Consider the following 23,925-nt stretch of genomic DNA (forward strand, 5'->3'; position numbering starts at 1 on the left):
GCATGTGAGCTGCGGTGCGATCCGCTAGTCGCTCGCAATGCTAAGTATTCTCATTTGAGAGTAAAGCGCATTTACAATCTATACACTTCGCAGGCGGATGATCATGCGTAACCCGGACGCGCCGTTCTCGGCCCAGATCGCGCCGCCCTGCATTACCACCATGCTGCGGGCGATGGCCAGGCCCAAACCGAAGCCGTCGCCACCGGGTCGGGCTGCGCTGAGCCTAGCGAAAGGCCTGAAGATCACCGGCAGTTTCGCCTCCGGTACACCGGGGCCCTGGTCCTCGATGCGCAGCTGCCAGCTGTCACTGTCTCGATTGGCCGTGAGCCATACCACGCCTTGCGCCGGGGAGTAGCGAATGGCGTTGCGCAGGATATTTTCCATGGCCTGCGCCAGCGCGTTGAGATTGCCGAGCACCTGACAGCCTTCCGGTATCTGCGCCTGGATGCGTTCACGCGGCCAGCCGGCCTCGAAACAGGCGTTTTCGCATAGCAGGTCCCAGAGCGCCGCTACGTCCACAGGCTCGCACTCGAAGCGGGGCTGCTCGCTGTCCAGCCAGGCGAACTCCAGGGTGTTATCGACCAGTTGCTGCATGCTGTTGATTTCACGCTCGGTGCGGTTGCGCATGTCTCCGGCGCTCAGCTCGCTCTCGCAGGCGACACGCAGCCGGCTTAGTGGTGTGCGCAGCTCGTGGGACAGATCGCGTAACAGCTGTTGCTGCTGGGCGACCGAATCGCGCAGCCGCTGCGTGAGGTACTCCAGTGAACGGCCCAGTTCTCCCAGCTCATCGTTGCGCCGCGCAATGGAGGGCGGAAGCAACGAGTCTAGGCGGTTGCCGCGTAATGCGTTGGCCTGCCGGCGCAGGCGGTCCAACGGTGAAACCAGCATCCGATAAAGCAGCCAACAAAACAGCAGTGACAGCAACACCAGTGGCAGATACACACCGCCCGCAGTCAGCAACGCATGGTTACGCCAGGGGCGGAATCGTTCCGGCAGCTGGATGATCAGCTTGGCACCGGTGCTCTCCAGCGGTACGGATACCAGGGGCAGGCCGTCATAGCGTCTGCTCATAGGCCAGTCGTAATGCCGCACAAACGTGAGCCTCTGCCGTTCCTCGTCGCTCAAGGACTGGCCGCCGAGAGGTTGCAGCTGTTCGTCCACCACCACCAGCCAAGTCGGCTCACGCTCCTTCATCACTGTCAGCCATTGCGCCATCGCCTCTGGGCCCGCTTGCAGAGCGGCTTGAGCTTCGCTCGCATAGCCGGTGAGGGTATCGCGCGCCTGTTCAGACAGAAATGAACTGGTCCTGTCGATATAACGGCTCACGTAGCCGCTGGCCCAGATCATCGACAGACAGAACCCAGCAACCAGCACCACCAGGCGCCAGAACAACGAATGACGATTGGGCATCAGCTCGCCTGCAGTTCCAGCACGTAGCCTTTGCCCCACACGGACTCCAGGCGCAGGGTTGCCACCTGTTCGCGCGCCAGCTTGCGGCGGATATTGCTGATATGCATGTCCAGGCTGCGATCATGCCGTGAATAGCCGCGTCGCAGCGCCTGCTGGTAGAGAAACGGCTTGCTCAGCACCTCGCCAGCGGCGTCGTGCAGGACCTTCATCAATCGATATTCAGTGGCCGTCAGGCCGACCCATCGCCCTTCGTACTGCAGGTCGCTGCGTTGGTCATCGAAGCGCACCGCATCCTGATTCGGCGCTGCCGGTACGCTGCGCTCATAGGCCACCCGCCGCAGGATCGCCGCGATGCGCACCTGCAACTCCTCGATGCTGAAGGGCTTGGGCAGGTAGTCGTCGGCGCCGCTGTCGAAGCCCTGGATGCGGTGCGCTTCGTTGCCCAACGCGGACATCATCAGCACAGGTGTGCGGCGTTGCTCGCGCAACCGGGTCAGCAACTCCATGCCGCTGAGTTCAGGCAGCATCACATCCAGCAGGATCAGGTCATACGTTGCTTCGCTGGCCAATGCGAGGCCGGTCGGGCCGTCATCGGCGAGGGTGACGTGAAAGCCACGATGTTCCAGAGAGGTTTTCAGGTGAGGGCCGAGGATCGGGTCGTCTTCGATCGCCAGTATCTGACGAGCTGCGCAGGAGGACATGCAGGGTTCCGGTGCAAATAAGAACGATTATAGATTGCAGTAGGGGCGGAACGGCAAGCGTAGTCCCTGGTTCAAGGGCTGGTTCGCCACATGGGCTCGACTTCCGGGGCGTGCCCGGTGCATCTTCAGCGTTCGCATCCGTGCTATCTGGAGATCTTCATGCGCCTGCTTTCCCTCTCACTGCTTCTGGTAACGCTCACCGGCAGCGCTATGGCGATTGCGGCCAGCGCAGCGGAGGAGGCGCAATTGATCGAGACGATCAACGCCTACCGCAGCGAAGTGCAGCGTTGCGAAGACCGGGCGAGTGAGGAGCTGACGGCCCTTTCGTCCGACCCGCGCCTGGTGTTGCCTGCCACTGGCGCCGGTGATCTGCAGGGCTCATTGGCCCGCAACGGTTATCCGATGGCCAATGTTCAGGCCGTCAGCCTGTCGGGGCCGCGTGATGCACAAGCCGCGATGCAGGCGCTGCGCGAAAGCTTCTGTCGCGTGGTGCTCGATCCGCAATACGCCGACATCGGCGTCAGTCGCGAGGGGCGCGACTGGCGCATCGTGCTGGCGCGGCCGATGCTCGGCGGGCATTTGAAAGACGCGCAGGCAGAAGGGCAGGCGCTACTCGACGAAATCAATCGCGTGCGTGCCAGCGCGCGCCAGTGTGCTGGCAAACCCTTCGCTGCAGCCGCTCCGCTTAACTGGAACACTACGCTTGCCGGCCTCTCCGAGGCCCACAGCCGAGCTATGGCCAACGGCAACTTCTTCAGCCACCTGGATCGGGATGGACGTACGCCGGGCGACAGGGCGGAGCTGGCCGGTTATCCCGGTGCGCCGGTCGCCCAGAACATCGCTGCCGCGCTGGATCGACCCCGCGAGATCGTTGAAGGCTGGCTGGCGAACCCAGGACACTGCGCCAATCTGATGAACCGGCAATTCAGTGAGCTGGGTGCAGCCTATGCGGTGGATCCGCAGAGCGATGCGGGCATCTACTGGGTCGCACTCTTCGGTGCGCCCTAACCGGTGCCGCACGAACGCAACGCCTGACCTAAACGATGGCGAGTATTTTCGGATCCTGATCGGTCGCCTGCGAACATTTCGTAGAGAGGAGCGTTCGAACAACTGAGCTGTTCATCTTTCACGTAACAGATCAGGACCACTGACATGACCGACCCTAACGATCCACTCAAGGATGGCCTGACCCCACCGGACTATGACGAGTATGGCGACGCGCCTGATTCGGGCGAAAACGACCCGGAGGAAACGGTAGAGCCCAAAGACGAGCCGAATGCTGGAGAGAGCCCGCTCGGATAGCCGGCGGCACCTGTTCCATTGGTTGCAGAGGACCCTGCGCCAAGCAGCGTACTGGACAATTCGATCGGCCCAGCCTAAAAAGACGCGCCTCAAGCTCGGTAGCAACGTGCTAGTCAGCAGTCGTGTTTTTTTCAAAAGCAGGTAGATCGTGAGAAAGAAAAAGCCAGTAGACCCTGTTCGGCAAGCAGAAAAGAACCGTGCGCATCGGATCGGCTGGGCAATTGCCGTGGCCGGCATCGTCGCCGGCTTCATTCTGGTGATGATGAAGCCGGCATGATCGCGCTGTACTGCTGTTCGGGCTCTATTTGCAGGCGTCGACGACGGACATCGGCTGGGTCTCGCGCAATACGGTAATCGGTGCGTCGGCCATGAGTGTTCCGGGCTAGGCCGACGCCGCTACCGCGCGAGGTGGCCTGTGCTACACGCGAAAACGACTAACCATCGCCTGCAGTTCGTTGCCTAGGCGCGCCAGCTCGATAGTCGATGCCGCGGTTTCATCACTGGCCGTTGCGGTCTGTTCGGAAATGTCGCGCACGTTCACTACGCTACGGCTGATTTCCTCGGCTACCGCGCTCTGCTGTTCGGCCGCGGCGGCAATTTGTTGGTTCATCGCCTGGATGTTTGAAACCTTGGCGGTGATCCCGCTCAGTGCCAGACCGGCCTGGCGGGTTAGGTCAACGCCGCTTTCGGTCAGACTGTGACTGTTGCGCATCGCGGCTGCGGCCTGTTGGGTGCCCTGTTGCAGGCCGGCTACCAGTTGCTCGATCTCTTCGGTCGATTTCTGCGTGCGCTGCGCCAGGCTACGAACTTCATCAGCGACCACGGCGAAGCCACGACCCGCCTCACCGGCACGTGCGGCTTCGATGGCTGCATTGAGGGCCAGCAGGTTGGTCTGGTCTGCCACGGCCTTGATTACGTCCATGACGCTGCCGATCCGGTTGCTTTCCGACTCCAGCTCGGCCATCGCCCCGCTCGAGCGGAGCATCTCCTCGGACAGCAGCTCGATCTGAGCGATCGCCTCGGATACCACGGCGTCACCGGCACGCGCCTCACGATCAGCGTCCGTCGCGGCCATCGAAGCGTCCTCGGCATTACGCGCGACTTCCTGCACCGTGGCGGCCATCTCATGCATCGCAGTGGCGACCTGATCGGTTTCGATCTTCTGGCTGTTCATTCCCACGCTGGTCTGCTCGGTGATGGCCGACAGCTGCTCCGCAGCGCTGGCCATTTGTGTAACGCTGTCGCGGATCCCGCCGATGAGCTCACGCAGGGTCGCCGCCATGCCCATCACGCCCTGTTGCAGCGCGCCTATCTCGTCCTGTCGGTCGATGTGGTGGTGGTCGGTCAGGTCGCCCGCGGCGATGTTCCTGACCACCGCAAGAGTCTCGGCCAGGGGGCGGGTGATCTGCCGGGTGATCACCCAGGCGGCCAACAAGCCGATGAGCAACGCCAGCATGGTGACGGTGAGTTGGGTGACCTGAGCCTGCACGGTTTCCGCGTCGCGTTGAGCATCCTGGGTTTGGGTCAAACTCATGCCGAGATGGTTGATCTCATCTGTCTGGCTTGTCATTTGCTGGCGTGCCGCTGCGATGGCTTCGGTCTGGGCAACGACGGCATTGAGGGCGGCGAGATAGCCATCGAGCGCCTGTTCGGTGACGGCTATCTGTGCGGCGAAGCCGTTTCCGAGCACTGCCTGTAGGCGTGCCGCGGAGCGCCGGGCCTGGGCGATCTGCTGCTCGACCAGCTCAGCCACCTCGGCTGTGGGCGTCGTGTTGTAGCCTCGCATCTGGTAGCGCACCAGTTGCCAGTTCATGCGCAGGTCTGAGATGGCCTTGAAGGCTGCGTAGCGGTTGGGCGCGTCGTCCGGCATTTGCTCTACAGCCTTGCCCATGGCGTCGATTGGCTCGCTGGCGAGCTTGGCCTGCCTGCCCATCTCCGTGCGTGCAGCGTTGCCGGCGGCGTAGGCGTCACGCATCGTGTTCAGGGATTCGCCATAGCGCTGAATCAGTTCGCCTTGCTTGTGCAGGAGCGCCAGGTTCTCGGGCTGGGAGAAGCTTTTCGAGACCGCCTCGAGGCGAGACGAGAACCCGTCTATAGCCTGGTCGACCGCCTCGCCCGCTTGTGGATCACCATTTTCAAGCATGTAGTGCAGGCGCGCCACTTTCAGGTTGCTCAGCGATTCGTTCAGCGAAGCGATTTGCTCCATCAAGGCGCTGCGGTGCGTGACCCCCTTTAAGCCGAGCCAGCCGGAGGCGGCCAAGCCTGCGGTCAGTAGCAGCACCGAGCCGAAGCCGATCGCCAGCTTTCTGGTCATGCTGATATTGGCGAACCAATCCTTCATTTGATTTTCCCCTTACCTCAAAAGGGCGGCCGGGCCGAAGTGCCCGGCCGCCGCTGACGACTCGTGTGGCGTCTCCGCCCATGACCCGCTGTTCGGGCCATGGCAACGCCGTCAGTAGCCGAAAGTCAGCAACGAGTTGAAAACCAGGGCGGCAACGAAGCCCAGGGGCGCCGCTCGAAACAAGAGTTGCGGGAACAGTGAAGTGCGGCTCTGCTCCGTGGGACATGAGCCGAGAATCAGGCTGCCGCCAGAGGAGAACGGCGAGATCGAGGTGGCCTGCGCGCCGACCACAATGGCAACGAAAAGCACCATCGGGTCGATCCCGAGCGCCGCGGCAATCGGTGGCACCATCGGGAACAGCGCCGGTGTCACCACGCCCAGCGTGCTGGAGAACAGCGACATGAAGGCTGCGACGATACCGAAGACGACCGGCACCATGATCGGCGGAATGCTGTTGCCCATCCAGGAGGCGAGCAGGTCGATGGTCCCGGCCTTGATCGCGACCGAGATGAGCATGCCCACGCCGCAGATCATGATCAGCGTTGCCCAGGGCACCGAGGCCATGGCCTTGCGCTCGTCGCCCAGCTTGAGCAATAGGGCAATCACGGAGAACAGGCTGGCGATCAGGCCGATGTCCATTTTCGAGTTGATGAAGCTGACCGTCGCGTTATCCGGGAAGGCGATCTGGGTGATGGGCGCTGCCAGAACGATGGCCATCATCGTCAGCGTCAGCCACAGGGTTATCTTCTGTTCGCGGTTCAGCGGTGTCGGCTCGGCCGCCACGTACGCCGTGGCCTTCATCGCCTTGCCGTGTCCCGAGAAGAACACCAGCATGGAGATCACCACCAACGGGACCACCAGGGTGCTGACGAAGATCGCCGCGGCGTTGATGAAGGCCTCGTTTTCGGGAATGCCGGCGTTGACCATCAGGCCGCGGAAAATGATGCCGCTCTGGCTGGAGACGAAGTTCGCCCCGCTCAAGGCCCCGTAGTTCACCGCCATGCCTCCAGTGATCAGGCTCATGCCGGTTCGCTCGCACAGCAGCAGGGTGATCGGCGCCATGAATGCCAGCACCGTGTAATAACCCGCGCCCATTGCTGAAATCACCGTGGCGGTGAAAAAGACTGCGAATGGCAGCAGCTGGGGCATGGTTCGGCAGCGGTAGATCAGATGCTCGGCCAGCTTTTCCAGCGTGCCGTTGACGGTGGCGAAACTGTAGAACAGGCATACCGCGAAGATGATGAAGAAGATCTTCAGCGGCCACATGCTGATGACTTCGGAAGGGCTGAGGCCCATTCCGAAACAGCCGATCAGATAGGCAAATGCGATGGCGAACAGACCGATGTTGATCTTGGTCTTGTAGCCAAGGGCGACGGCAACCACGATTGCCGCGACGACGAGCAGGCTCATCATGAGAGAAGTCCTATTGTTGTTATGGATCGTTTAGCGGGAAACGCCGAAGCCGAAAAGCTTCGCCGGGCTATCCACCAGTACCTGGGCGCGTTCGTTCACGTCCGGTAACAGCGCAGCGATGAAGGCGACCTGTCGGTCGTAGTCGGTCTGATCCTCGAACTGGGTGTTGGGCCAGTCGCTGCCCCAGAGGAAACGCGAGAGGCCACCGCCGGCCTCGCGCACTTGCGCCAGAACCCGCAGTGCCTGAGCCAGGTCCGACTGGCTGCGGTAGGGCGCAGACAGCTTGAGCCATAAGCGCTCGTTGCCGAGCAACGAGAGAAAGGCCACATGGTTGGGCTTGGTGCTGTCGATGCCGCCAGTGGGCAGGCCGAAGTGATCGATCACCACGTCGACGCCGCAGGCCAGGATGGCCGGAACGATCAATGCCACGTCATCGATGCCGCGCTGAATCTCGACCTGCCAGCCACGCTGGGCCAATCGCTGGAACAAGGAGCTCCAGGCGTAGCCACGGTAATCGGCCAATTTCTTGCCGATGAGGTTCAGACGAACACCCACGACGCCGGCCTCACCCAGTTCGTCCAGCTGCGCCTCGCTGACGTCCGGCTCGACTACCGCCACGGCACGTAGCCGCTGCGGATAACGGCGTAGCGCCTCGAGCAGGTGGCTGTTGTCGGTACCGAGAAAACTGGGCTGGATCAGCACGCCGTGGGCCAGGCCATGACGGTCGAGGTGTGCGAGGTAGTGCTCGATCAGCGCATCGTAGTGCGGGCTGTAGCGGCGCCCTGGCACCATTGGCAGATCCTGGCGGAAGATGTGCGCGTGTGCATCTATGCCGTGCAGTCCGGGCGAAAGGAGGCGATCCATAAGCAAAGACCCTGGTCGATTGTTGATGTGACTGACGTAGACGGCAGGCCAAGACGCGAGCCTAATCAGCGCTGACACTCAAGCTGGATAACTAGTCATATATATGAATGTATGACCATATCTGCAATGCTGGATATCTGTCAATCTACACCGCAGTGATAAAGTGGCTGCGCCTCGGATATGGACTGATCAATAGATGAACACCTCGACACTCGGATATGACGAGCGCCTGCCGCTCTATCAGCGCCTGAGAGAAGAAATGCTGGCCAAGATCGCAGCTGGGGAATGGACGCCCGGCGCACCCATTCCCACCGAAGCTGAGCTGACCCGGCATTACGGCGTAGCCATCGGCACGGTGCGCAAGGCGGTGGATACGCTGGTCAACGAGGGGCTGCTGTTGCGCAGTCAAGGCCGTGGCACCTTCGTGCGCCGCCCGAACTTCGATGCCTCGCTGGCGCGCTTCTTTCGTCAGGTAGATGCCAGTGGCGGACGGGAAATCCCCACCAGCCGCATCCTCTCCAAGACGCTGCAAAAGCCGTCGCAGGGGGTCACCAACGCTTTGGAATTGGGCAAGGGCGAGCAGGTCGTGCACATGGAGCGCCTGCGCATGATCGAAGGCCGCACGCTGTTTCACGAAGATATCTGGCTTCCGGCCAATCGTTTCGGTGCGCTGATGGATGTCGACCCCGAGGACTTTGGAGAGCTGCTCTATCCGTTCTACGAGCGGCAATGTGGCCAGTGCATAGCCTCGGCTAAGGAAACCCTCACCGTTGGCGCGGCCGACGGCGACATGGCTGCAACCCTTTCGATCGAAGAGGGCGCCCCGGTCGTCACCATCGAGCGCATCGCCTTGGGCTACGACCGATCACCGTTGGAATACCGCCTCACCCGTGCCGCGGCCGAGGGGTTTCGGTATCAGATCGATATCTCCTGAAACGCCAAGCGAGTGCGGGCTTCTCTATCTGGGAGTGAATCTTCGGCAGCGGATCAACAGGGTTTACGCGCCGCTCCAAAACCGGGGCCGGAGCGGGTGTTGTTGCCCTTGGCCAGGCGGTCGTAGAGCACCACGTTGACCGTCGCCGCCAAATTCATGCAGCCGTTGGTGGGGATGTAGACCACGTCCTCGCACCAGTCACGGATCTCTTTGCTCAGCGAGCCATCTTCGGCGCCGAAGATGTACAGCGCGCGATCCGGATGGGTGTATTCAGGAAGGGCTCGCGCACCTTCGACCAATTCCACGGCGACCGGCACGCAGCCGAGCGGCAAGATCTTGCGCAGATCATCGATGTTGATCAGCGGAATGTCCTGATGGACTTTCTTGGTGTCGGTGATGAAATCTTTGGCTCGGTCGTAGCGAGTGCCTGTGTAGAACACCGACGCCGCGCCATAGCAGCCTGCTGCCCGCATGATTGCGCCGACATTGGAAGGCGACTTCGGATTGCTCAAGCCGATGCAGGCGTAACGTTTGTTGCTCACTGGAAAAGACTCGCGTGGAAAACGCGCGAGTATACGGGACAGTCTCGCCTCCAGCCGGTTGCCTTGTCGCGATCAGGGAATGAGCTTGCTCGCACGCAGTTTGGCAAAAACCTCGTAGAAGGCATCGTCACTCGCCTGGTAATCCAGAAAGCCAAGCTTTCGACTCTTCGACATGTCTGTCACCACCTCGATAGGCCGACCCAGGTCGGCATCGGTGTGCCACGGCGAAATCAGTTTGCCTATGTCCGCTTCGGCCAGTTCGAACTGTCTAGCCATCTCAGCCCATATCGGCGCATCGCCCGCCATCTGTTGTTCCAGCGGAGCGGGCTGGCCATCGAATGGCGCCGCTTCGATGCCAAACCATTCGGCAATGCGAGACCACATCCACTTCCAGCGGAACACGTCACCGTTGACGATGTTGAAGGCCTGGTTGGCGGCGGCCGGTGTAGTCGAAGCCCAGTGCAGGTGCCGGGCCAGCTGGCCTGCATCGGTCATGTCAGTCAGGCTGTTCCACTGGACTTCCGAGCCCGGAAAGCGGAAGGGCCGACCGGTCTGACGGCAGATCGAGGCGTATACGGCCAGCGTCGTTGCCATGTTCATAGCGTTGCCGACTGCGATTCCGGTGACGGTATGCGGGCGGTGAACGCTCCAACTGAAGCCATCGCGTTCGGCCGCCGCAAATACTTCGTCTTCCTGGGCATAGTAGAAATTCTCGACGTCGAGCCGCCCTTGTTCTTCACGAAACGGCGTCTGCGGCAGCGAGCCTTTGCCGTAGGCTTCGAACGGGCCAAGGTAGTGCTTGAGGCCGGTGACCAGCGCGACGTGGCGAACCGAGTTGGCGCTGCGGACGGCTTCGAGTACGTTTCGAATCATCTGCGCATTGACGCGTATGTTCTCCGCCTCGGTGGCCTGGCGAGCCCAGGTGGTCAGAAAGAGGTGAGTGGGCGAAACGTCGGCCAGCGCCGAAGACAGGGCCGCCGGATCCAGCAGGTCTGCGCTGATCGGAGAAACCCCGGATTCCTGACTCGGCCGACGCGCGAGCCCGGCGACCGCCCAGCCTTCTTTGGCCAGCAGGCTAGACACCGCGCTTCCCACGATTCCACTCGCGCCGACCACCAGTGCTTGATTTGTCATCTTCAGACCCCAAAAACGAAACAGGCCTGCACCTTACCCACTCGAAAATGCCGATCCAAGTCGGCACCAAATGGTAACCATCCCCCATGCAACCCGGCTCTGACGAAGAACAATGGCGCGAAGACTGCGCCCCAAGACGCGTGCTCGAGATCTTCTCGACCAAGTGGACCAGCATGATTCTGCACACCCTGCATGCTCGCCACGACGGCACCGCGCGCAGCGGCGCGTTGCATCGAAGCCTGCCGGGTATATCCAAGAAAATGCTGATCCAGACGCTGCGTGAGCTGGAGGGCAGCGGGCTGATCGAACGACATACGCTCGATACAGTACCGCCTGCCGTGAGCTATGCACTCTCGCCACTGGGCAAGCTTATGGTCCAACCCATCGAGATGATCTACGACTGGGCGAGGCAGAACTCAGGCGCGCTGGACCAGCTGCAGCCGAGACGTACGTCGCGCAGGCGGGGGAGTAAGTGAACTCATGCGTATCCTCAGGCGGGTTTTGTTTTCGCCATCTGGAAACCGATAAAACAAAAAAACAGGCCCAGCCCTGCCCAGAGGCAAAACGCCGCAAATCGTGCGACTGACTCACCAAACAATTGAATAGCGAGAAGAATGAGACCGCAAATAGATCCGCATCGGCCGCTTCCGTCCGGCAGTGATTGCCTGTCAGCAAGAAAGCCCATCCCATAAAACACGCCAAATGCACCCAGTAGGATCAAGACCATCCCTATTGGTCTCAGGCTGGGCTCGCAATCTGAATTTAACCGTTTTTCGGTATGCCCTTTCAGCACCATGGTCAAGGCGAGTAGAAAGGTTACGAATCCCAAGAAAACGGCGATGTCAGAGAATCGGGCCGTTGGGTTTGACATGAGCGCTGCAAGCGTAATCCCTCCCGCACCCAAGATGATTAATTGTAAAAGCCTGCGTAGTGCTTTCATTGAAACAGCCTTTGGATCAATTCACCCAAGCCCGCAGGTGGACGTCAGGAATGGGCATTTTGGGGGTGCAACGGGATGGTAGCTTTGGCTGCTTGCTTCTCGCGCTTTGTTTTATGGTGCATCGCGTCACACTTCCATCACTCCACGCCGCCGCTTTTGACCTTTGCAAGGTTAGAGAAAGGTAGCGCGAATCCAATAGCGCTCTGAGCGGTGCATCAACGCGATTGTTTGCGGCGGGCTCAGACGCTGGTCGCAGATGCGGCCTGTGCTCATCTTCAAAGCCAGAAAGGATTTACCGTGTTGATCAAGAAATCTCTGCGCGCGCTGCTATTGGGTTGCAGTCTGCTGAGTGCGACGTGCTGGGCGGATATAGCACCTTTGGAAATCATGAACATGGCCGGTCTGCAGCGCAGCCTGGGGCAGATCGTCGCCAAGGATTACCTCATGATCGGAGCCGGCGTGAAAGTGGACGAAGCCACTAAACAACGTGCCGCAAGCCTGGCCTTGTTCGAAGATCACCATGCCCAGCTCAAGGCAGCTGCGCCGAGTGACGCCATTCGCGTTGCGTTGAACGACGTGGAGCGCACCTGGGCCGATTACCGCGCTCTGGCGGCCAGTACGCCGGACAAGGCCCAGGCTCCGCTCGTACTGGCGAAGGCCGAAGAGCTGGTTCGCCAGACGCAGCAAGTCACCGACCTGTTCGAACAACACAATGGCGACGTGGCCTCGCATTCAATCAACCGCAGTGGCTGGAACCGCGTACTGACGCAGCGCACCGCCATGTTCTACATGGCCCGTGCCTGGGGAGTGCAGGACCCGGCCCTGGAAAAAGACTTTGCTACTTCGGTGGAGGAGTTCGGCGCCATCATGGCCGAGCTGCAAGCCAGCGACGCACCTAACCAGGAAATCGCTGAAGCCCTGCGCAAGACCGACGCCCGTTGGAAGTTCGCGAGCAAGGCCTTCACCTCCAAGCAGTTCGTGCCCACCATCGTCGCTGTGAATGCTGAGTCGATGTTCCGTCAGCTCAACGAGATGACCCGCCTCTACGCCGGCTTGCACGACAACCGACTGTAACCACGCGCTCGTGCATCTATCGGACAGGTGTACGGACTCACAAGCAGTTCAAACAAGCGATGTTGCCTAGTACGTATTGCTGATCTCGTCGCCGGTCATCGTCGATGCCTGGTATGAGTTCGACAGTGACGCTGCGAGTGGCTCGGGATTCGCCAGCCGCAGCAGCATGCTGCAGCCGGCTGGCACGGCATCATGCCAGCCGCATGTGCTTAGTCGAGGACCACAGCGTGGCCTTCCAGCGGGTTGATATCGCCTTTTATCAGGGCTTCGGCCAGCGTTTGTGCGGCTTCGAGACCTTCGTGTTCGTTGACTTGCATCCAGGGCTGCTGCGCATCGCTTACCCGGGCGATGAAGGCCAGTTGCGCCTCGTTGAAGCGACGGGTTACCTCGGCGGCGCCCCAGTCAGCGTTGCGCTTCTTGATCTGATAGGGCGCGAAATAGGGCTGTGGTTGCGGCCCGGCCAGCGCCTGATCAGGCTCGCTGTATTCATGGTTCTGGGCTGAGCCGGCGTAGCAGTCGTACACCAGGGCGTCTTTGAAATGGCTATGGATCTGCTGGCGAAGACTGGCGCTGCCGGAAAAGTCGACATAGAGGGTGGGCACGCCGGGGTCCAGCGAAGCTACCTGGTCGTAGCCAACGGCTTGGCGATAGCAGCCTAGCTGCTTCACGAAGCGGGTATTGCCCGAGGATGTCAGGCCAATGACCTGCACGGCCGGGTTGTCCTGCAGGCAGAACGCCGTGCCATACGCGGTCTTGCTCGAGGCGCTGGACATCACGATCTGACGCGCACCAAAGAAGGCGTTGTCGTCGAGGAAGTCGGCCAGCATGAACGACGTGATGAACAGCGGGCGCAACAGCATCTGGTAGTTCTCGCTCTCTGCGCGATACGCGTCGTCGCTGCTGATGCGCTGGTACTGATTGTAAGCAGAGGTCAGTTCGAGCCGGTGTTCGGCGCCGTCATAGAAGCCCCGATCAGTGACCCGCACCGGCTGCATGACCAGATGGCTGGCGATCGGCCAAAAACCATAGAAGCGCTCGCCCTTTGCCAGGCCATCGACAGTGCTCTCCACGACCTCGGCGAAGCCCCAGGCCGGCATGTGAAACCACTCGGCATCGCCAGTCGGAAAGAAGTCCCAGTAACGCAGGTGAGGGGTTTCGCCAAAGGCTGCATAGGTGACGTTATTGGTGGTCAGCGCCAGTCGGCTGATCCGCAGCAGGGCTTCGCCGGGTTTCAGCTCCGGCATCGGCTGGGTCTGGATGCGGCTCTGCTCCATGTCTTTCTTGTTGTTTTGCAACTGGCGAATGACGCTCATCGATGGCACCTTGGGCTCGTAAATGGACGGCATTGACTGTAGCCCTTTCGTTTAACCGCCGGGTTCGGATTCCATGAAGACACCATCGCCGAGCGCCAAGCCGCTCAAACGGCCTACCCAGGAGCGGGCCAAGGTCACCGTTCAGGCGATTTTCGACAGCTATGTTCGGATATGGCAGCGCGATGGCTGGTCTCGATTGACGACCCGCGCGGTCGCTCTGGAAGCCGGCGTGGCCATTGGAACCCTGTACGACTACTTCCCCAGCAAGCACGCGTTGCACTCGGGCTATGTGCGCTATTGCGTTGAGCAGATGCTCGAGACCATCGACGCGCAAGCGGTAGCGCCCATGGCGCTTGCCTGGCCCGAGCGAATTCGACAGCTGGTACGTACGCTGGCCGGCGTCGAACCACAGCTGCCCTGGTTTCACCCGGACATGCTTGAATTGGAAACGCTGGTGGCCGAGCCCAAGCATCAGCGCCGGGTTTATGAGGACTTGTTGGGCGCCTGGCACCGAGTCATCGACGCCGCGACCGACCTACCGCTGCGCCCCTCGGCTGCGACCCTGGAAGCGCTTCATCTTTCGGTATGGGGCGGACGTCGTTACGCGATGCTGGTGCAGCTCGAAGCGGATCGAATGACCGAGTGGGCTGAGTGCATGGAGCAGCTGTGCCTACGCACGCTTGAGTCGAATCAGGGCCGCAGCAGTAACTGAAGATACTGCTGCGGCCCCGATGATCAAGAGGCTGATTAGCCCTTGGTTGGCGTGGTCAGGTTCTGCAGGATGTCAGCCAAGGTCGACACGTTGTCGTGGATGACCACGTGGAAACGGTCGGATTCGAGATAGCTGCGCCAATCGGCATCGGACATCATCAGAGGTTGATCAATGTCCTTCGACAGCTTCTCCAGGCGATCTCGCGCCTGCTTGAACTGCTTCGGATCGGCTGTCCACCCATAGTTATTACCCGCTCGCTCCATGGAGTTGAGCAGATCACTGGTGGTCTCGCGCAGATCGCGCAACTGCTCCAGCACGTTATTGCCAGTCAGCACCTGAATGCCCTTGGTTTGCCAGTTCTCAGCGAGAATACCGGAGACCTGCTCAAGGTGAGCGCCGAGGCTCTTGACCTGCTTGGTGACCGTCACGCTGTACTCTGGGCCACCCATCCAGTCCAGCCATTCCTGGTCCGTGGCTTCCGCTTTTTCGTCCAGCACGGTTTCCATCTGCTGCAACTGTTCTTCGATTTTAGACAGCCGCTGTTCCTGCTGCTCCCAGTTGCCCAGGCCCAGGCCTTCTTCTGCCATAAGCAGCGCGCCAACGAAGTCAACCGCGGTCTCGCGTACATCATCCACCGCATCTACCACGTTATGACCGACCGAGATGGTTTGCATACCAGCGCCGGCCTTTTGGCCTGCTTGAGCCGTCTGGTTTGCCTGCTGGGCGACCGCCGCGGTGGGCAGTCCCATGGCGAGGGATGCGGCCAATACTGCTGCCGATAGGGAAGTCGATTGCTTGAAGTTCATCTATGTCTCCTCCGCTTGCGATTTCGGGGAAACGAACTGCATTTCGCTTGAAACTATCCAGCTCGCTTACAAGTTTGGGCGTGCGGTGGACTTGGGAGTTCCTCAAAAAACTCGTCGATCTACCCGCCGGTCGTTGCATCTTGCATGCGGGCATTGTTCGACCGCTTGCGCGCCCATCCACGCGTCGAGGCGGAACCTGCTGGTCTTTTCGGATGCTTACACGCGGTGATGGAGAGAAGCCTGCTGTCGGCAGTGGTGGGCGCTCGCTGGGCTAACGTCTTCATTGTGCTCGCTGCCGTCATCGACAGCGTCATGCCCGGCGCGACGCCGGTTTCAACTGGCGATATGATGCGCGCCCGCCAACGCTCCACGCCTACCTCATTCAGGTCATCATGCCCGGTACCGCCATCTATACCGACCTGTCGGATTACTACGATCTCATGTGCGCCGATATCGACTACCGTGCGCAAAGCCACTGTGTCCAGCGTCTGCAAAAGCTGCTCGGCAATGGCGGCAGCCGGCACCTGGATCTCGCCTGTGGCACCGGTCCTCATGTGCGGTATTTCATCGACGCGGGATTTGAAAGCGGCGGGCTCGACATCAACCAGCCGATGCTGGACAGGGCAGCTATTCGCTGTCCGGAAGCTCGGTTCTCCCGGCAAGACATGTGTGGCTTCGCAGTCAGCCAGCCGGTCGATCTGATCACCTGCTTCCTGTATTCCATCCACTACAGCGGCCAAGTCGAACGATTGAAGGCCTGCATCGCCAGCGTGCACGATGGATTGGCGACCGGTGGGCTGTTCTGCTTCAACGCTGTCGACAAACATGCCATCGACAATGATTCATTCGTATCGCACGACGCGAGCCACCCCGATGGCTTATTCAACTTCAGTTCTAGCTGGTACTACCCGGGCACCGGTGATCGGCAACTGTTGAGGCTGCGGATTGAAAAACAGGCAGCAGGGCACAGTCAGCAATGGAACGACGAACATCCCATGGCGGCAGTGAGTTTCACCGATTTGAGCGAGCTGTTGCGGCCGTACTTCGAGGTCCACGTCCTTGAGCATGATTACGAAAAGATCCTGCCCTGGAACGGGACGTCCGGGAACGCAATCTTTGCTTGTGTGAAGACCTAACGGGCTTGGCGTTGACGCGAGGTTTTACCGTTTAACACCCAAGTCAGGCTTTGCAACGGTAGAACAGTCTATCTCGTTTTGGGAACGCGCAATGCCTGTATATACACAATAAAAGGCCCCGCATTTGCGGGGCCTTTTACATCTGCTTTCATCGATTGTTTAAGTTGAAAACCGGATCAGCAGCGTATTGTTCATAGGGTCTATCAGCGAGCGAGTTCGGTGTTCGCTACGGCTTTCTGGCCTTCGCTTTCAGCTACTTCGGTCAGCTTGGCACCGCCGACGAATACTCCCATTTTGATTGACTGACGAACATAGTGGTTTTTGCCGCCTTGTGCGTTCAGCTCCAGCAGGTTGTCACTGAATTCCGATTCGGTGGCAAGCGTGTGCGGGCCCGGCGAGACGAGGCGGTAGAAGTAAGTGTTTGCTGCGGTTTCGCCGATGACTTCCCCGTCTATCTTCACCGACTTCTTGAGCGCGGCTCCGAGCATCGAGTCGCGGAATATATACAGACCGGCCTGATCTTTCGGTGGTGCTGGGAAGGATTTGAACGCCTGGTCCTTCTCAGGAGATTCCATCGGTACCGACGCGCAGCCGGTCAGTACGGCGAAGCTCAGCGCTGCGGCGCTCATCATGAAGTGCTTGAACATATGTACTCGTTCCTGAGTGTAAGGCTGAAGCTGGTTAGCTATTAAATTGCCAGCACGCGCACATTAACCTTGGAAATTATACGGACAAGGCTTGCAAATCGATTTGGTGCTGTGGATCACGTTTTGCCAGAGAGATCGGATAGGCGGTGAACCGGTCAGCGAAGGGATGCACAGCGACCGCGGCCGAATTGTTTCCTCGCCTCTAAAAAGCACCTGTCAGGCATCGGATGGAAAGCAAACGGCCGAACGGCACGTGGGTCTGTACGCACAAACAAATCAATGCAGCCGATTGGCCGTCGAGGACGTCTGCGTCAGATGAATTGCCTGTTGAGCCAGCTCATCGAGTAGCTGATCGCGACTTTTTTCCGCGTCGCTCATGGCTTGCGAGCCGTGTTGTTTGACCAGGTAGCTATGAATCTGGCGAACTTCCTGTGACTTGAAGATGGGCTCCAGGTCCTGCACTGCCACCAGGCCGCTGGACGCCTGGCTTCGGGTGTTCATGACGACCTGAGGGCCGCGAGCCGCCAATGGCTGAAAGCCCAGCGATTGAAAATACGGCACCTTGCTGGCCACGCACGCCACTTCCCCATGCGGATAGCGCGCCAGCATCGCTTCGACCATGGCGCGCCCTGTGCCCTGCCGGCGATGGCTGGCCTGCACCGCCAGATAGAGCAACGCACAGGCATCGGGATCGTCCACGTAAGGCAGATACAGGGCAAAACCGAGCAGGCGTGCCGGGTCTTCGGCGTCCAGCGCCATGATCAGCTCCGGCTTGCCGTTCTGTGCGCCGTCCATGCTGTCCAGGTAGCGGTGTACCTCGAAACCCACAACGTACTGATACAGCTGGTACAGCGGGTTGCTGGGCGCAAGCGATACAGGGCTGACGTCGCTGAGATAGTCCACCACCATCTGCAACAGCTGGCTCTCCATCGATTCCGGCGGTGGGGAATCCAGGTGCGCGAGGGTGAACATTGGCAGGGCTCCAAGTAGGTCAATCGCTGCATTGTACCGGGCGGTAGACGCGAGCGACGCAGAAGAAGACTTCCCGCTTACACGCGGTAGGAGAGGGTGAGCCTATCGTGGCGATAGGCAAATTTGCTGTTCAGCGCTTTGCATGCCTTTGGCATACGGAAAGCTGATTTATGGCGAAGTTTAAAGAGAGATTTGACGACGTTGGCGACAAACTGCCGCTAGATGGGGAGCTCAGGCAGCCTCGGGCCGAGTGCTAAGTTCTATTCGCGGCGCGTCAACGCGTCAACGACAACCCTAAGGAGCAGAATATGAACGCTGAAACTGGAGAAAACGCGGGCGGTGGATGCCCGTTCGGCCACGGCGCGGGTGCGCCGCGCAAGCGTCCGAGTAATAAAGACTGGTGGCCCGAAGCGCTGAGCCTCACTTCACTCAACCAGCACTCGCCGCGCTCCAATCCCTACGGCGGTGATTTCGACTACGCCGCTGCGTTTGAATCCCTTGATCTCGACGCGGTGATCGCCGACTTGCACGCCCTGATGACCGATTCCCAGGACTGGTGGCCGGCCGACTTTGGCCACTACGGCGGCCTGTTCATCCGGCTCGCCTGGCACAGCGCCGGGACCTACCGCATCACCGATGGCCGCGGCGGTGCCGGCGGCGGTCAGCAGCGCTTCGCTCCACTTAACAGCTGGCCGGACAACGCCTCGCTGGACAAGGCCCGCCGTCTGCTGTGGCCGATCAAGCAGAAATACGGGCGCAACCTCTCGTGGGCCGACCTCTATGTGCTCACCGGCAACGTGGCGCTGGAGTCCATGGGCTTCAAAACCTTCGGCTTCGCTGGCGGGCGTGCCGACACCTGGGAACCGGAAGAACTGTTCTGGGGCCCTGAAGGCACGTGGCTGGGTGATGAGCGCTACAGTGGCGAACGCCAGCTGCACCCCGGCCTCGGCGCCGTGCAGATGGGCCTGATCTACGTGAATCCGGAAGGCCCGAACGGCAACCCGGACCCGAAAGCCTCCGCCATCGACATTCGTGAAACCTTCGCTCGCATGGCGATGGATGACTACGAAACCGTTGCGCTGATCGCCGGTGGCCACACCTTCGGCAAGACCCACGGTGCAGGCGATCCCTCGCTGCTGGGCCCGGACCCCGAAGGCGCCGTGATCGAAGATCAGGGCCTGGGCTGGCGCAGCCGGTTCCAGACCGGAGCGGGCGCGGACGCCATCACCTCCGGCCTCGAAGTCATCTGGAGTCAGACACCGACCCAGTGGTCCAACTACTTCTTCGAAAACCTGTTCAACTTCGAGTGGGAGCTGACCAAGAGCCCGGCCGGAGCGCACCAATGGGTCGCCAAGGACGCGCCGGACGTCATGCCGGATCCCTTCGATCCAGGCAAGAAGCGCAAGCCGACCATGCTCACTTCTGACTTGGCGCTGCGCTTCGATCCAATCTACGAACCGATCTCACGGCGCTTCCTGGAGAACCCGGACGAGTTCGCCGATGCGTTCGCGAAAGCCTGGTTTAAGCTGACCCACCGCGACATGGGGCCTGTTGGTCGTTACCTCGGGCCGCTGGTGCCACAGGAAACGCAGATCTGGCAGGACCCGATCCCCGAGTGTGACCATCCGTTGATTGATGAGGCTGATATCTCCGCGCTGAAGCAGAAGATTCTGGGCATGGGCTTTTCAGTGTCCGAGTTGGTGTCAGTGGCCTGGGCTTCGGCTTCGACCTATCGTGGTTCGGACAAGCGCGGCGGTGCCAACGGTGCGCGTATCCGCTTCGCGCCGCAGAAGGATTGGGAAACCAACAATCCGGCGCTGCTGGCTCGCGTGTTGGAAAAACTGACCGAGCTCCAGAGCGAGTTCAACGCCTCGGCCACCGGCGGCAAGAAGGTCTCCATGGCCGACCTGATCGTCCTGGCCGGCTGTGCCGCGATCGAGAAAGCGGCACAGGAGGGTGGGGTGAACGTTACCGTGCCGTTTACACCGGGCCGGATGGATGCCGAGGAAGAGTGGACTGATGTGCAATCCTTCGAGGCGCTGCGGCCGGTTGCCGACGGCTTCCGCAATTACTACCACGAGTCGCACTTCATGGCGCCAGAGGAAGCGCTGGTCGACAAGGCGCACCTGCTTCGCCTCAGCGCGCCGGAAATGACCGTGCTGGTGGGTGGTATGCGCGTGCTGGGCACCAACGCGGACGGTGGCCAGGACGGCGTCTTCACCAAGCGCGTGGGCACCTTGTCGAACGACTTCTTCGTCAACCTGCTGAGCATGCAGAACGAGTGGGTCGCGACCGAGCACAAGAACCGCTACCAGGGGCTCGACCGCAAGACCCGTCAGCCCACCTGGACCGCCACCCGTGTGGACCTGATCTTCGGTGCGCAATCGGAGCTGCGTGCCCAAGCCGAGGTCTACGGCATGGCAGATGGCAACGAGAAGTTCGTCCAGGACTTCGTCAAAGCCTGGGACAAGGTGATGAACGCGGATCGGCTCGATATCGGCAAACCGGCCGATAATTTCAGCCAGAAGCTTTCCGCTTGAGCCTCGCGGCGGCGCCTCTGGGCGCCGCCGACGCTTTCATGCACCGCGACGCAGAGCGGGCGGCCATAACGGTTGCCCGCGGCGAGCGGCTTCGATGATCCTTCCGGCGGTCCAGTGCTGGCCTGCCTATCGTGTAACTGGCGGACGGCTCAGCTGTTCGGCCGACGGTGCCGTAGCACCGATTCGATGCGCGTCCTGCGCAATGCCATTCAGGCAAACACGAAGTACTTGCGGACGGTCTCGACGACTTCCCAGGTGCCGGTCATGCCGGGTTCCACCACGAAGATGTCACCCGCCTTGAGGTGGATGGGCGCCATGCCGTCGGGTGTGATGATGCAGTAGCCTTCCTGGAAGTGGCAGTACTCCCATTTGACGTATTCCACGCGCCATTTGCCGGGTGTGCAGATCCAGGTCCCCATGATCTTGCTGCCGTCATCGGAGGTGTAGGCGTTGAGGTTGACGGTGTGCGGTTCGCCTTCGATTCGCTCCCATTTGCAGGCATCGACGACAGGCATGGGCTGGGTATCGCGCAGTACGGTGATCGGTGGGTTGGCCATGGGCGCTCCGGTTAAGACGTGATCGGGCGCTTACCATAGGGCGCTGCTGCCTTGGCCAATTGTCTGGGGTCGACGCCGGGATGCCCATCAGCGCAAGGAGCGTCGTTGAGCACGCGGTCGTCGTCCGCCAACGCTTAAACCAGTCTCAGCCGAGCGGGGCAGCCCCGAAGGGCTGGCCGCTGCAAACATTACTGCGTGCGGAAGCGCCCGACCAACTGCCGGAGTGCGCTGCTGAGTTGCCGCTGCTCCTGAGAGTAGCTTTCGACTTCCGAGGCCTGGCTAGACACCTGAGCAACCGCGTCGCTGATGGCCACCACGTTGCGGTTGATGTCCTCGGTAACCAGGTGCTGTTCCTCGGTGGCAGTGGCGACCTGGGTGGTCATGTCACGGATCATCTGGACGGCATTTTCGATCTCTTCGAACGCTCCCATGACCTCACCGGACAATTCGATGGCTTTGCTCGATTCGGTCAGGCTGCGATCCATGCTCGCGGTCACCTCGCTGATGCGGCTGACCAGCAGGTTGAGGATCTTGTTGATCTCGCCGGTTGAATCTTGGGTGCGCCTGGCCAGATTGCGCACCTCATCGGCCACCACGGCGAAGCCGCGTCCTTGTTCGCCAGCACGTGCCGCTTCGATGGCCGCGTTGAGCGCCAGCAGGTTGGTCTGTTCGGCGATCTGCTGGATGCTCGACAGGATGGTGTTGATGCTCACCGTTTCGCGTTCGAGTTCTCGAATCACCTTGCTCGAACCCTGGATGCTGGCGCCAAGATCGTTCACCCCGGCGGTACTGCGGGCGATCACCTCCTTGCCAACGCGCGTCGCTTCCAGACCCTGTGCGGAGACTTCCGCCGTCCTGACGCAGTTGTGCGCCACCTCGTTGGCCGCCGAGGCCATCTCGGTGACGGCGGTGACGATCTGCTCCACCGCGCTCGACTGGCGCTGCAGGCTGTCCGACATGGCGGTGGTGCGCTCGTTGGTCTGGCTAGAGACGCTGTCGATGCTGACGGCGTTGTCCTTGATGACGGTGATCATCGACTGCGTCGACTCGATGAACTGGTTGAACCACTTGGCCAGTTCGCCGGTTTCATCCCGGGCCAGCACGGGGAGGCGATGGGTCAGGTCACCCTCGCCCTGGGCAATCGTGCGCAGCCCGTCCTTGACCAGATTGATCGGGGTGACGATGCGGTTGGCAAATATGACCCCGGCGATACCGAACAGCACCACCAGCACTGCGCAGGCGACCAGCGTCATCCACGCCAGCCTGTGTGCGCCAGCCAGGATTTCGTCGACCTGCATGAAGCCGACAAACTTCCAGCCCAGAGTCGGCGAGGTGAAGACGTTGGCCAGATAGTCGACGCCATCGATGTTTACCTCGATCAGGCCGTTCTCTGTGTTCGCGATGTTCGTGACGTAATCGCCCGGCAGCTCGCTGAGCTTCTTGAAGTTGTTTTCGGGTTGGTGGCCGTCAACCAGCAAGGTTCCGCTGTTCTCGACCAGCATGAAGAAACCGGTCTCGCCGAAGCGGGTTTTCTGGACCATGTCGGTCAGCGCCTTGAGCGACACGTCAGTCGCCACCACCCCGGCGAAGTTGCCGGCCTGGTCCTTGAAGGCTTTGATCACCGAGACGTAGACGGCGTCGTCCGGTTCCCAGTAATAGCCATCCAGGCGCGTCAGCTGGAAATTGGCGTCTTTGCCCAGGGTAAACCAGGGACGCCCGCGCGGGTCCCAGTCGCCGTAATCTCCGGTGCCCGGCCACTCCACGTAGCCGCCCTGGGCATCGCCCATGTAGACGTAACCGAAGTTCGGGTTGTTGTTACCGATACCCGAGAAGTAATCGAAGATCTGTTTCTCGCGGCCCCCATTGGCCGTGGCGGTGGCGCCGGGTTTGCCGGGCGCCCCGAAGTAGGTGGTCAGCTCGCCAGCCTCGGTATCCCGGACGGCGGCAAAGTCGGCCATCGCCGACACGGTATGGCTGACCGAATCGAACAGGGTCACAAAGGTGTTGTTCACCAGCTGAACATCCAGGCTGCTGCTTTCCTGAAACTGAAGCTTGGCCTCCTCGGTTACGTTGCGGATGGTGAACAGGGCCACGACAAGGACGGGAACAAGCGTCGCGACCAGAAAGCTTGCTAGCAGTTTGTGTTTTATTTTCATTGTTCAACGGCCTCTGGCCAGTTCATCAAGACGTCCACGCCGACCTGCGCTTCGTTCTTCGGGGAACCCTCGCGCAATCCAGTGCGCTTCGCGGCCGCGAAGCGCCCGATTCCTCAATCGAATCGATCGCTGGCGAGTCGCGGCCGGCAAGACGTTATCGGCACGGGTCTGTCAAGCCTTGAGGTGGCCCCGTATTTTTCCGACCAATGCACTTTATGGCGCAAGGACGGGGCTTACAGGGACACCGGGTGTTTCGATGCACGTCACCTCACGGGCGATCAGCCACGCGCCGTTGGCAGTTCGCCAGGGCCGGTATCGGTCTGTGAAGTGTTTACTCGCTGCCTTCGCTGTTAAGCCTGACGCGCTTCGGCGCTAATCTCGGCGGCTGATCTGCTGCCGCAGCGACTTAACGGAGGCTCCCGGCGCTTATG

The 23,925-nt window shown here is 60.7% G+C and carries 23 protein-coding genes and 2 pseudogenes; 9 read left to right on the forward strand and 16 right to left on the reverse strand.

From position 1 onward, the window contains the following. Positions 1-78: 78 nt before the first annotated feature. Together ALTERO38_RS05510 and ALTERO38_RS05515 are read right to left on the reverse strand one after the other, a co-directional pair. A complete protein-coding gene (locus ALTERO38_RS05510) occupies positions 79-1,410 on the reverse strand; it encodes a sensor histidine kinase (protein ID WP_159967559.1) in 1,332 nt (443 codons plus the stop codon). Next, positions 1,410-2,111 carry a response regulator transcription factor gene (locus tag ALTERO38_RS05515; protein WP_159967560.1) on the reverse strand — a complete coding sequence of 234 codons (702 nt, stop codon included), beginning with the start codon at positions 2,109-2,111 and terminating at the stop codon, positions 1,410-1,412. The genes ALTERO38_RS05510 and ALTERO38_RS05515 overlap by 1 nt, the downstream gene beginning before the upstream one ends. Positions 2,112-2,270: 159 nt before the next feature. Here ALTERO38_RS05515 and ALTERO38_RS05520 point away from each other — a divergent pair, with 159 nt between their 5' ends. From ALTERO38_RS05520 to ALTERO38_RS21460, 3 genes are all read left to right on the forward strand, one after another. Beyond that, entirely contained in the window at positions 2,271-3,119 is an 849-nt protein-coding gene (locus ALTERO38_RS05520; RefSeq protein ID WP_159967561.1) for a CAP domain-containing protein, read from the forward strand. A 144-nt stretch (positions 3,120-3,263) separates the two neighbouring features. Continuing rightward, positions 3,264-3,413: a hypothetical protein gene (locus tag ALTERO38_RS05525; protein ID WP_164863223.1), complete on the forward strand. Its 150-nt coding sequence runs from the start codon at positions 3,264-3,266 to the stop codon at positions 3,411-3,413. A gap of 148 nt (positions 3,414-3,561) precedes the next feature. Then, a complete protein-coding gene (locus ALTERO38_RS21460) occupies positions 3,562-3,690 on the forward strand; it encodes a hypothetical protein (RefSeq protein WP_254981026.1) in 129 nt (42 codons plus the stop codon). Between the two features lie 141 nt (positions 3,691-3,831). On the opposite strand, the gene ALTERO38_RS21730 is transcribed toward ALTERO38_RS21460, so the two are convergent. From ALTERO38_RS21730 to ALTERO38_RS05540, 4 genes and pseudogenes are all read right to left on the reverse strand, one after another. Then, positions 3,832-4,701 (reverse strand): methyl-accepting chemotaxis protein, encoded by an 870-nt coding sequence (locus ALTERO38_RS21730; protein ID WP_372239402.1) that lies wholly within the window; start codon positions 4,699-4,701, stop codon positions 3,832-3,834. Beyond that, positions 4,687-5,754, reverse strand: a pseudogene (locus ALTERO38_RS21735) (methyl-accepting chemotaxis protein); the annotation flags it as partial. The gene ALTERO38_RS21730 and the pseudogene ALTERO38_RS21735, both read right to left, overlap by 15 nt. Positions 5,755-5,865: 111 nt before the next feature. After that, the gene (locus ALTERO38_RS05535; RefSeq protein ID WP_159967563.1) at positions 5,866-7,167 is read right to left on the reverse strand and encodes an SLC13 family permease; all 1,302 of its coding nucleotides are present in this window, start codon (positions 7,165-7,167) and stop codon (positions 5,866-5,868) included. 30 nt (positions 7,168-7,197) lie between these two features. Beyond that, entirely contained in the window at positions 7,198-8,031 is an 834-nt protein-coding gene (locus ALTERO38_RS05540; protein ID WP_159967564.1) for an amidohydrolase, read from the reverse strand. Positions 8,032-8,227: 196 nt separating this feature from the next. Here ALTERO38_RS05540 and ALTERO38_RS05545 point away from each other — a divergent pair, with 196 nt between their 5' ends. After that, complete coding sequence (locus ALTERO38_RS05545; RefSeq protein ID WP_159967565.1) at positions 8,228-8,965, forward strand: GntR family transcriptional regulator; 738 nt, start codon at positions 8,228-8,230, stop codon at positions 8,963-8,965. 53 nt (positions 8,966-9,018) lie between these two features. On the opposite strand, the gene ALTERO38_RS05550 is transcribed toward ALTERO38_RS05545, so the two are convergent. Both ALTERO38_RS05550 and ALTERO38_RS05555 read right to left on the reverse strand, forming a co-directional pair. Further along, positions 9,019-9,507, reverse strand: coding sequence for an RNA methyltransferase (locus ALTERO38_RS05550; RefSeq protein ID WP_102838173.1), 489 nt, complete (start codon positions 9,505-9,507; stop codon positions 9,019-9,021). A gap of 72 nt (positions 9,508-9,579) precedes the next feature. After that, entirely contained in the window at positions 9,580-10,641 is a 1,062-nt protein-coding gene (locus tag ALTERO38_RS05555; RefSeq protein WP_159967566.1) for an SDR family oxidoreductase, read from the reverse strand. Between the two features lie 86 nt (positions 10,642-10,727). On the opposite strand from ALTERO38_RS05555, the gene ALTERO38_RS05560 reads away from it, so the two are divergent. Beyond that, entirely contained in the window at positions 10,728-11,117 is a 390-nt protein-coding gene (locus ALTERO38_RS05560) for a helix-turn-helix domain-containing protein (RefSeq protein WP_159967567.1), read from the forward strand. Positions 11,118-11,131: 14 nt separating this feature from the next. Here the strand turns inward: ALTERO38_RS05560 and ALTERO38_RS05565 are convergent, their stop codons facing one another. Further along, complete coding sequence (locus tag ALTERO38_RS05565) at positions 11,132-11,581, reverse strand: hypothetical protein (protein WP_159967568.1); 450 nt, start codon at positions 11,579-11,581, stop codon at positions 11,132-11,134. A gap of 297 nt (positions 11,582-11,878) precedes the next feature. Here ALTERO38_RS05565 and ALTERO38_RS05570 point away from each other — a divergent pair, with 297 nt between their 5' ends. After that, positions 11,879-12,655, forward strand: a complete 777-nt coding sequence (locus tag ALTERO38_RS05570) for a hypothetical protein (RefSeq protein ID WP_256663785.1) — start codon at positions 11,879-11,881, stop codon at positions 12,653-12,655. Between the two features lie 209 nt (positions 12,656-12,864). Here the strand turns inward: ALTERO38_RS05570 and ALTERO38_RS05575 are convergent, their stop codons facing one another. After that, positions 12,865-13,968 (reverse strand): DUF2855 family protein, encoded by a 1,104-nt coding sequence (locus tag ALTERO38_RS05575; protein WP_159967570.1) that lies wholly within the window; start codon positions 13,966-13,968, stop codon positions 12,865-12,867. A gap of 73 nt (positions 13,969-14,041) precedes the next feature. Here ALTERO38_RS05575 and ALTERO38_RS05580 point away from each other — a divergent pair, with 73 nt between their 5' ends. Continuing rightward, positions 14,042-14,680 (forward strand): TetR/AcrR family transcriptional regulator, encoded by a 639-nt coding sequence (locus tag ALTERO38_RS05580; protein WP_159967571.1) that lies wholly within the window; start codon positions 14,042-14,044, stop codon positions 14,678-14,680. A 35-nt stretch (positions 14,681-14,715) separates the two neighbouring features. Here the strand turns inward: ALTERO38_RS05580 and ALTERO38_RS05585 are convergent, their stop codons facing one another. After that, positions 14,716-15,486 carry a hypothetical protein gene (locus ALTERO38_RS05585; RefSeq protein ID WP_159967572.1) on the reverse strand — a complete coding sequence of 257 codons (771 nt, stop codon included), beginning with the start codon at positions 15,484-15,486 and terminating at the stop codon, positions 14,716-14,718. A gap of 392 nt (positions 15,487-15,878) precedes the next feature. On the opposite strand from ALTERO38_RS05585, the gene ALTERO38_RS05590 reads away from it, so the two are divergent. Beyond that, positions 15,879-16,622, forward strand: a complete 744-nt coding sequence (locus ALTERO38_RS05590) for a class I SAM-dependent methyltransferase (protein WP_159967573.1) — start codon at positions 15,879-15,881, stop codon at positions 16,620-16,622. A 203-nt stretch (positions 16,623-16,825) separates the two neighbouring features. On the opposite strand, the gene ALTERO38_RS05595 is transcribed toward ALTERO38_RS05590, so the two are convergent. Then, entirely contained in the window at positions 16,826-17,269 is a 444-nt protein-coding gene (locus tag ALTERO38_RS05595; RefSeq protein WP_045425536.1) for a DUF2846 domain-containing protein, read from the reverse strand. A 276-nt stretch (positions 17,270-17,545) separates the two neighbouring features. Then, positions 17,546-18,241, reverse strand: a complete 696-nt coding sequence (locus ALTERO38_RS05600; protein ID WP_159967574.1) for a GNAT family N-acetyltransferase — start codon at positions 18,239-18,241, stop codon at positions 17,546-17,548. 308 nt (positions 18,242-18,549) lie between these two features. On the opposite strand from ALTERO38_RS05600, the gene katG reads away from it, so the two are divergent. Further along, on the forward strand, positions 18,550-20,781 hold the full coding sequence (gene katG / locus ALTERO38_RS05605) for a catalase/peroxidase HPI (RefSeq protein ID WP_159967575.1): 2,232 nt from the start codon (positions 18,550-18,552) through the stop codon (positions 20,779-20,781). Positions 20,782-20,990: 209 nt separating this feature from the next. Here katG and ALTERO38_RS05610 read toward each other — a convergent pair whose 3' ends face one another. From ALTERO38_RS05610 to ALTERO38_RS21745, 3 genes and pseudogenes are all read right to left on the reverse strand, one after another. Further along, on the reverse strand, positions 20,991-21,338 hold the full coding sequence (locus ALTERO38_RS05610; RefSeq protein ID WP_045425545.1) for a cupin domain-containing protein: 348 nt from the start codon (positions 21,336-21,338) through the stop codon (positions 20,991-20,993). A 188-nt stretch (positions 21,339-21,526) separates the two neighbouring features. Further along, the gene (locus tag ALTERO38_RS21740) at positions 21,527-22,372 is read right to left on the reverse strand and encodes a methyl-accepting chemotaxis protein (RefSeq protein WP_372239403.1); all 846 of its coding nucleotides are present in this window, start codon (positions 22,370-22,372) and stop codon (positions 21,527-21,529) included. A gap of 18 nt (positions 22,373-22,390) precedes the next feature. Beyond that, positions 22,391-23,494, reverse strand: a pseudogene (locus ALTERO38_RS21745) (cache domain-containing protein); the annotation flags it as partial. Positions 23,495-23,925: the final 431 nt, after the last annotated feature.

Origin of the sequence: Pseudomonas sp. 9Ag (assembly GCF_902506445.1) — a bacterium.
In the GTDB taxonomy this organism is placed as follows: domain Bacteria; phylum Pseudomonadota; class Gammaproteobacteria; order Pseudomonadales; family Pseudomonadaceae; genus Stutzerimonas; species Stutzerimonas stutzeri_AB.

What these genes read in the sequence shown, in the direction of transcription:
- ALTERO38_RS05510 (WP_159967559.1), bottom strand. Translation starts at nt 1,410, where the DNA reads ATGCCCAATCGTCATTCGTTGTTCTGGCGCCTGGTGGTGCTGGTTGCT.
- ALTERO38_RS05515 (WP_159967560.1), bottom strand. Translation starts at nt 2,111, where the DNA reads ATGTCCTCCTGCGCAGCTCGTCAGATACTGGCGATCGAAGACGACCCG.
- ALTERO38_RS05520 (WP_159967561.1), top strand. Translation starts at nt 2,271, where the DNA reads ATGCGCCTGCTTTCCCTCTCACTGCTTCTGGTAACGCTCACCGGCAGC.
- ALTERO38_RS05525 (WP_164863223.1), top strand. Translation starts at nt 3,264, where the DNA reads ATGACCGACCCTAACGATCCACTCAAGGATGGCCTGACCCCACCGGAC.
- ALTERO38_RS21730 (WP_372239402.1), bottom strand. Translation starts at nt 4,701, where the DNA reads ATGGGCATGGCGGCGACCCTGCGTGAGCTCATCGGCGGGATCCGCGAC.
- ALTERO38_RS05535 (WP_159967563.1), bottom strand. Translation starts at nt 7,167, where the DNA reads ATGATGAGCCTGCTCGTCGTCGCGGCAATCGTGGTTGCCGTCGCCCTT.
- ALTERO38_RS05540 (WP_159967564.1), bottom strand. Translation starts at nt 8,031, where the DNA reads ATGGATCGCCTCCTTTCGCCCGGACTGCACGGCATAGATGCACACGCG.
- ALTERO38_RS05545 (WP_159967565.1), top strand. Translation starts at nt 8,228, where the DNA reads ATGAACACCTCGACACTCGGATATGACGAGCGCCTGCCGCTCTATCAG.
- ALTERO38_RS05555 (WP_159967566.1), bottom strand. Translation starts at nt 10,641, where the DNA reads ATGACAAATCAAGCACTGGTGGTCGGCGCGAGTGGAATCGTGGGAAGC.
- ALTERO38_RS05560 (WP_159967567.1), top strand. Translation starts at nt 10,728, where the DNA reads ATGCAACCCGGCTCTGACGAAGAACAATGGCGCGAAGACTGCGCCCCA.
- ALTERO38_RS05565 (WP_159967568.1), bottom strand. Translation starts at nt 11,581, where the DNA reads ATGAAAGCACTACGCAGGCTTTTACAATTAATCATCTTGGGTGCGGGA.
- ALTERO38_RS05575 (WP_159967570.1), bottom strand. Translation starts at nt 13,968, where the DNA reads ATGAGCGTCATTCGCCAGTTGCAAAACAACAAGAAAGACATGGAGCAG.
- ALTERO38_RS05580 (WP_159967571.1), top strand. Translation starts at nt 14,042, where the DNA reads ATGAAGACACCATCGCCGAGCGCCAAGCCGCTCAAACGGCCTACCCAG.
- ALTERO38_RS05585 (WP_159967572.1), bottom strand. Translation starts at nt 15,486, where the DNA reads ATGAACTTCAAGCAATCGACTTCCCTATCGGCAGCAGTATTGGCCGCA.
- ALTERO38_RS05590 (WP_159967573.1), top strand. Translation starts at nt 15,879, where the DNA reads ATGCCCGGTACCGCCATCTATACCGACCTGTCGGATTACTACGATCTC.
- ALTERO38_RS05595 (WP_045425536.1), bottom strand. Translation starts at nt 17,269, where the DNA reads ATGTTCAAGCACTTCATGATGAGCGCCGCAGCGCTGAGCTTCGCCGTA.
- ALTERO38_RS05600 (WP_159967574.1), bottom strand. Translation starts at nt 18,241, where the DNA reads ATGTTCACCCTCGCGCACCTGGATTCCCCACCGCCGGAATCGATGGAG.
- katG (WP_159967575.1), top strand. Translation starts at nt 18,550, where the DNA reads ATGAACGCTGAAACTGGAGAAAACGCGGGCGGTGGATGCCCGTTCGGC.
- ALTERO38_RS05610 (WP_045425545.1), bottom strand. Translation starts at nt 21,338, where the DNA reads ATGGCCAACCCACCGATCACCGTACTGCGCGATACCCAGCCCATGCCT.
- ALTERO38_RS21740 (WP_372239403.1), bottom strand. Translation starts at nt 22,372, where the DNA reads ATGATCACCGTCATCAAGGACAACGCCGTCAGCATCGACAGCGTCTCT.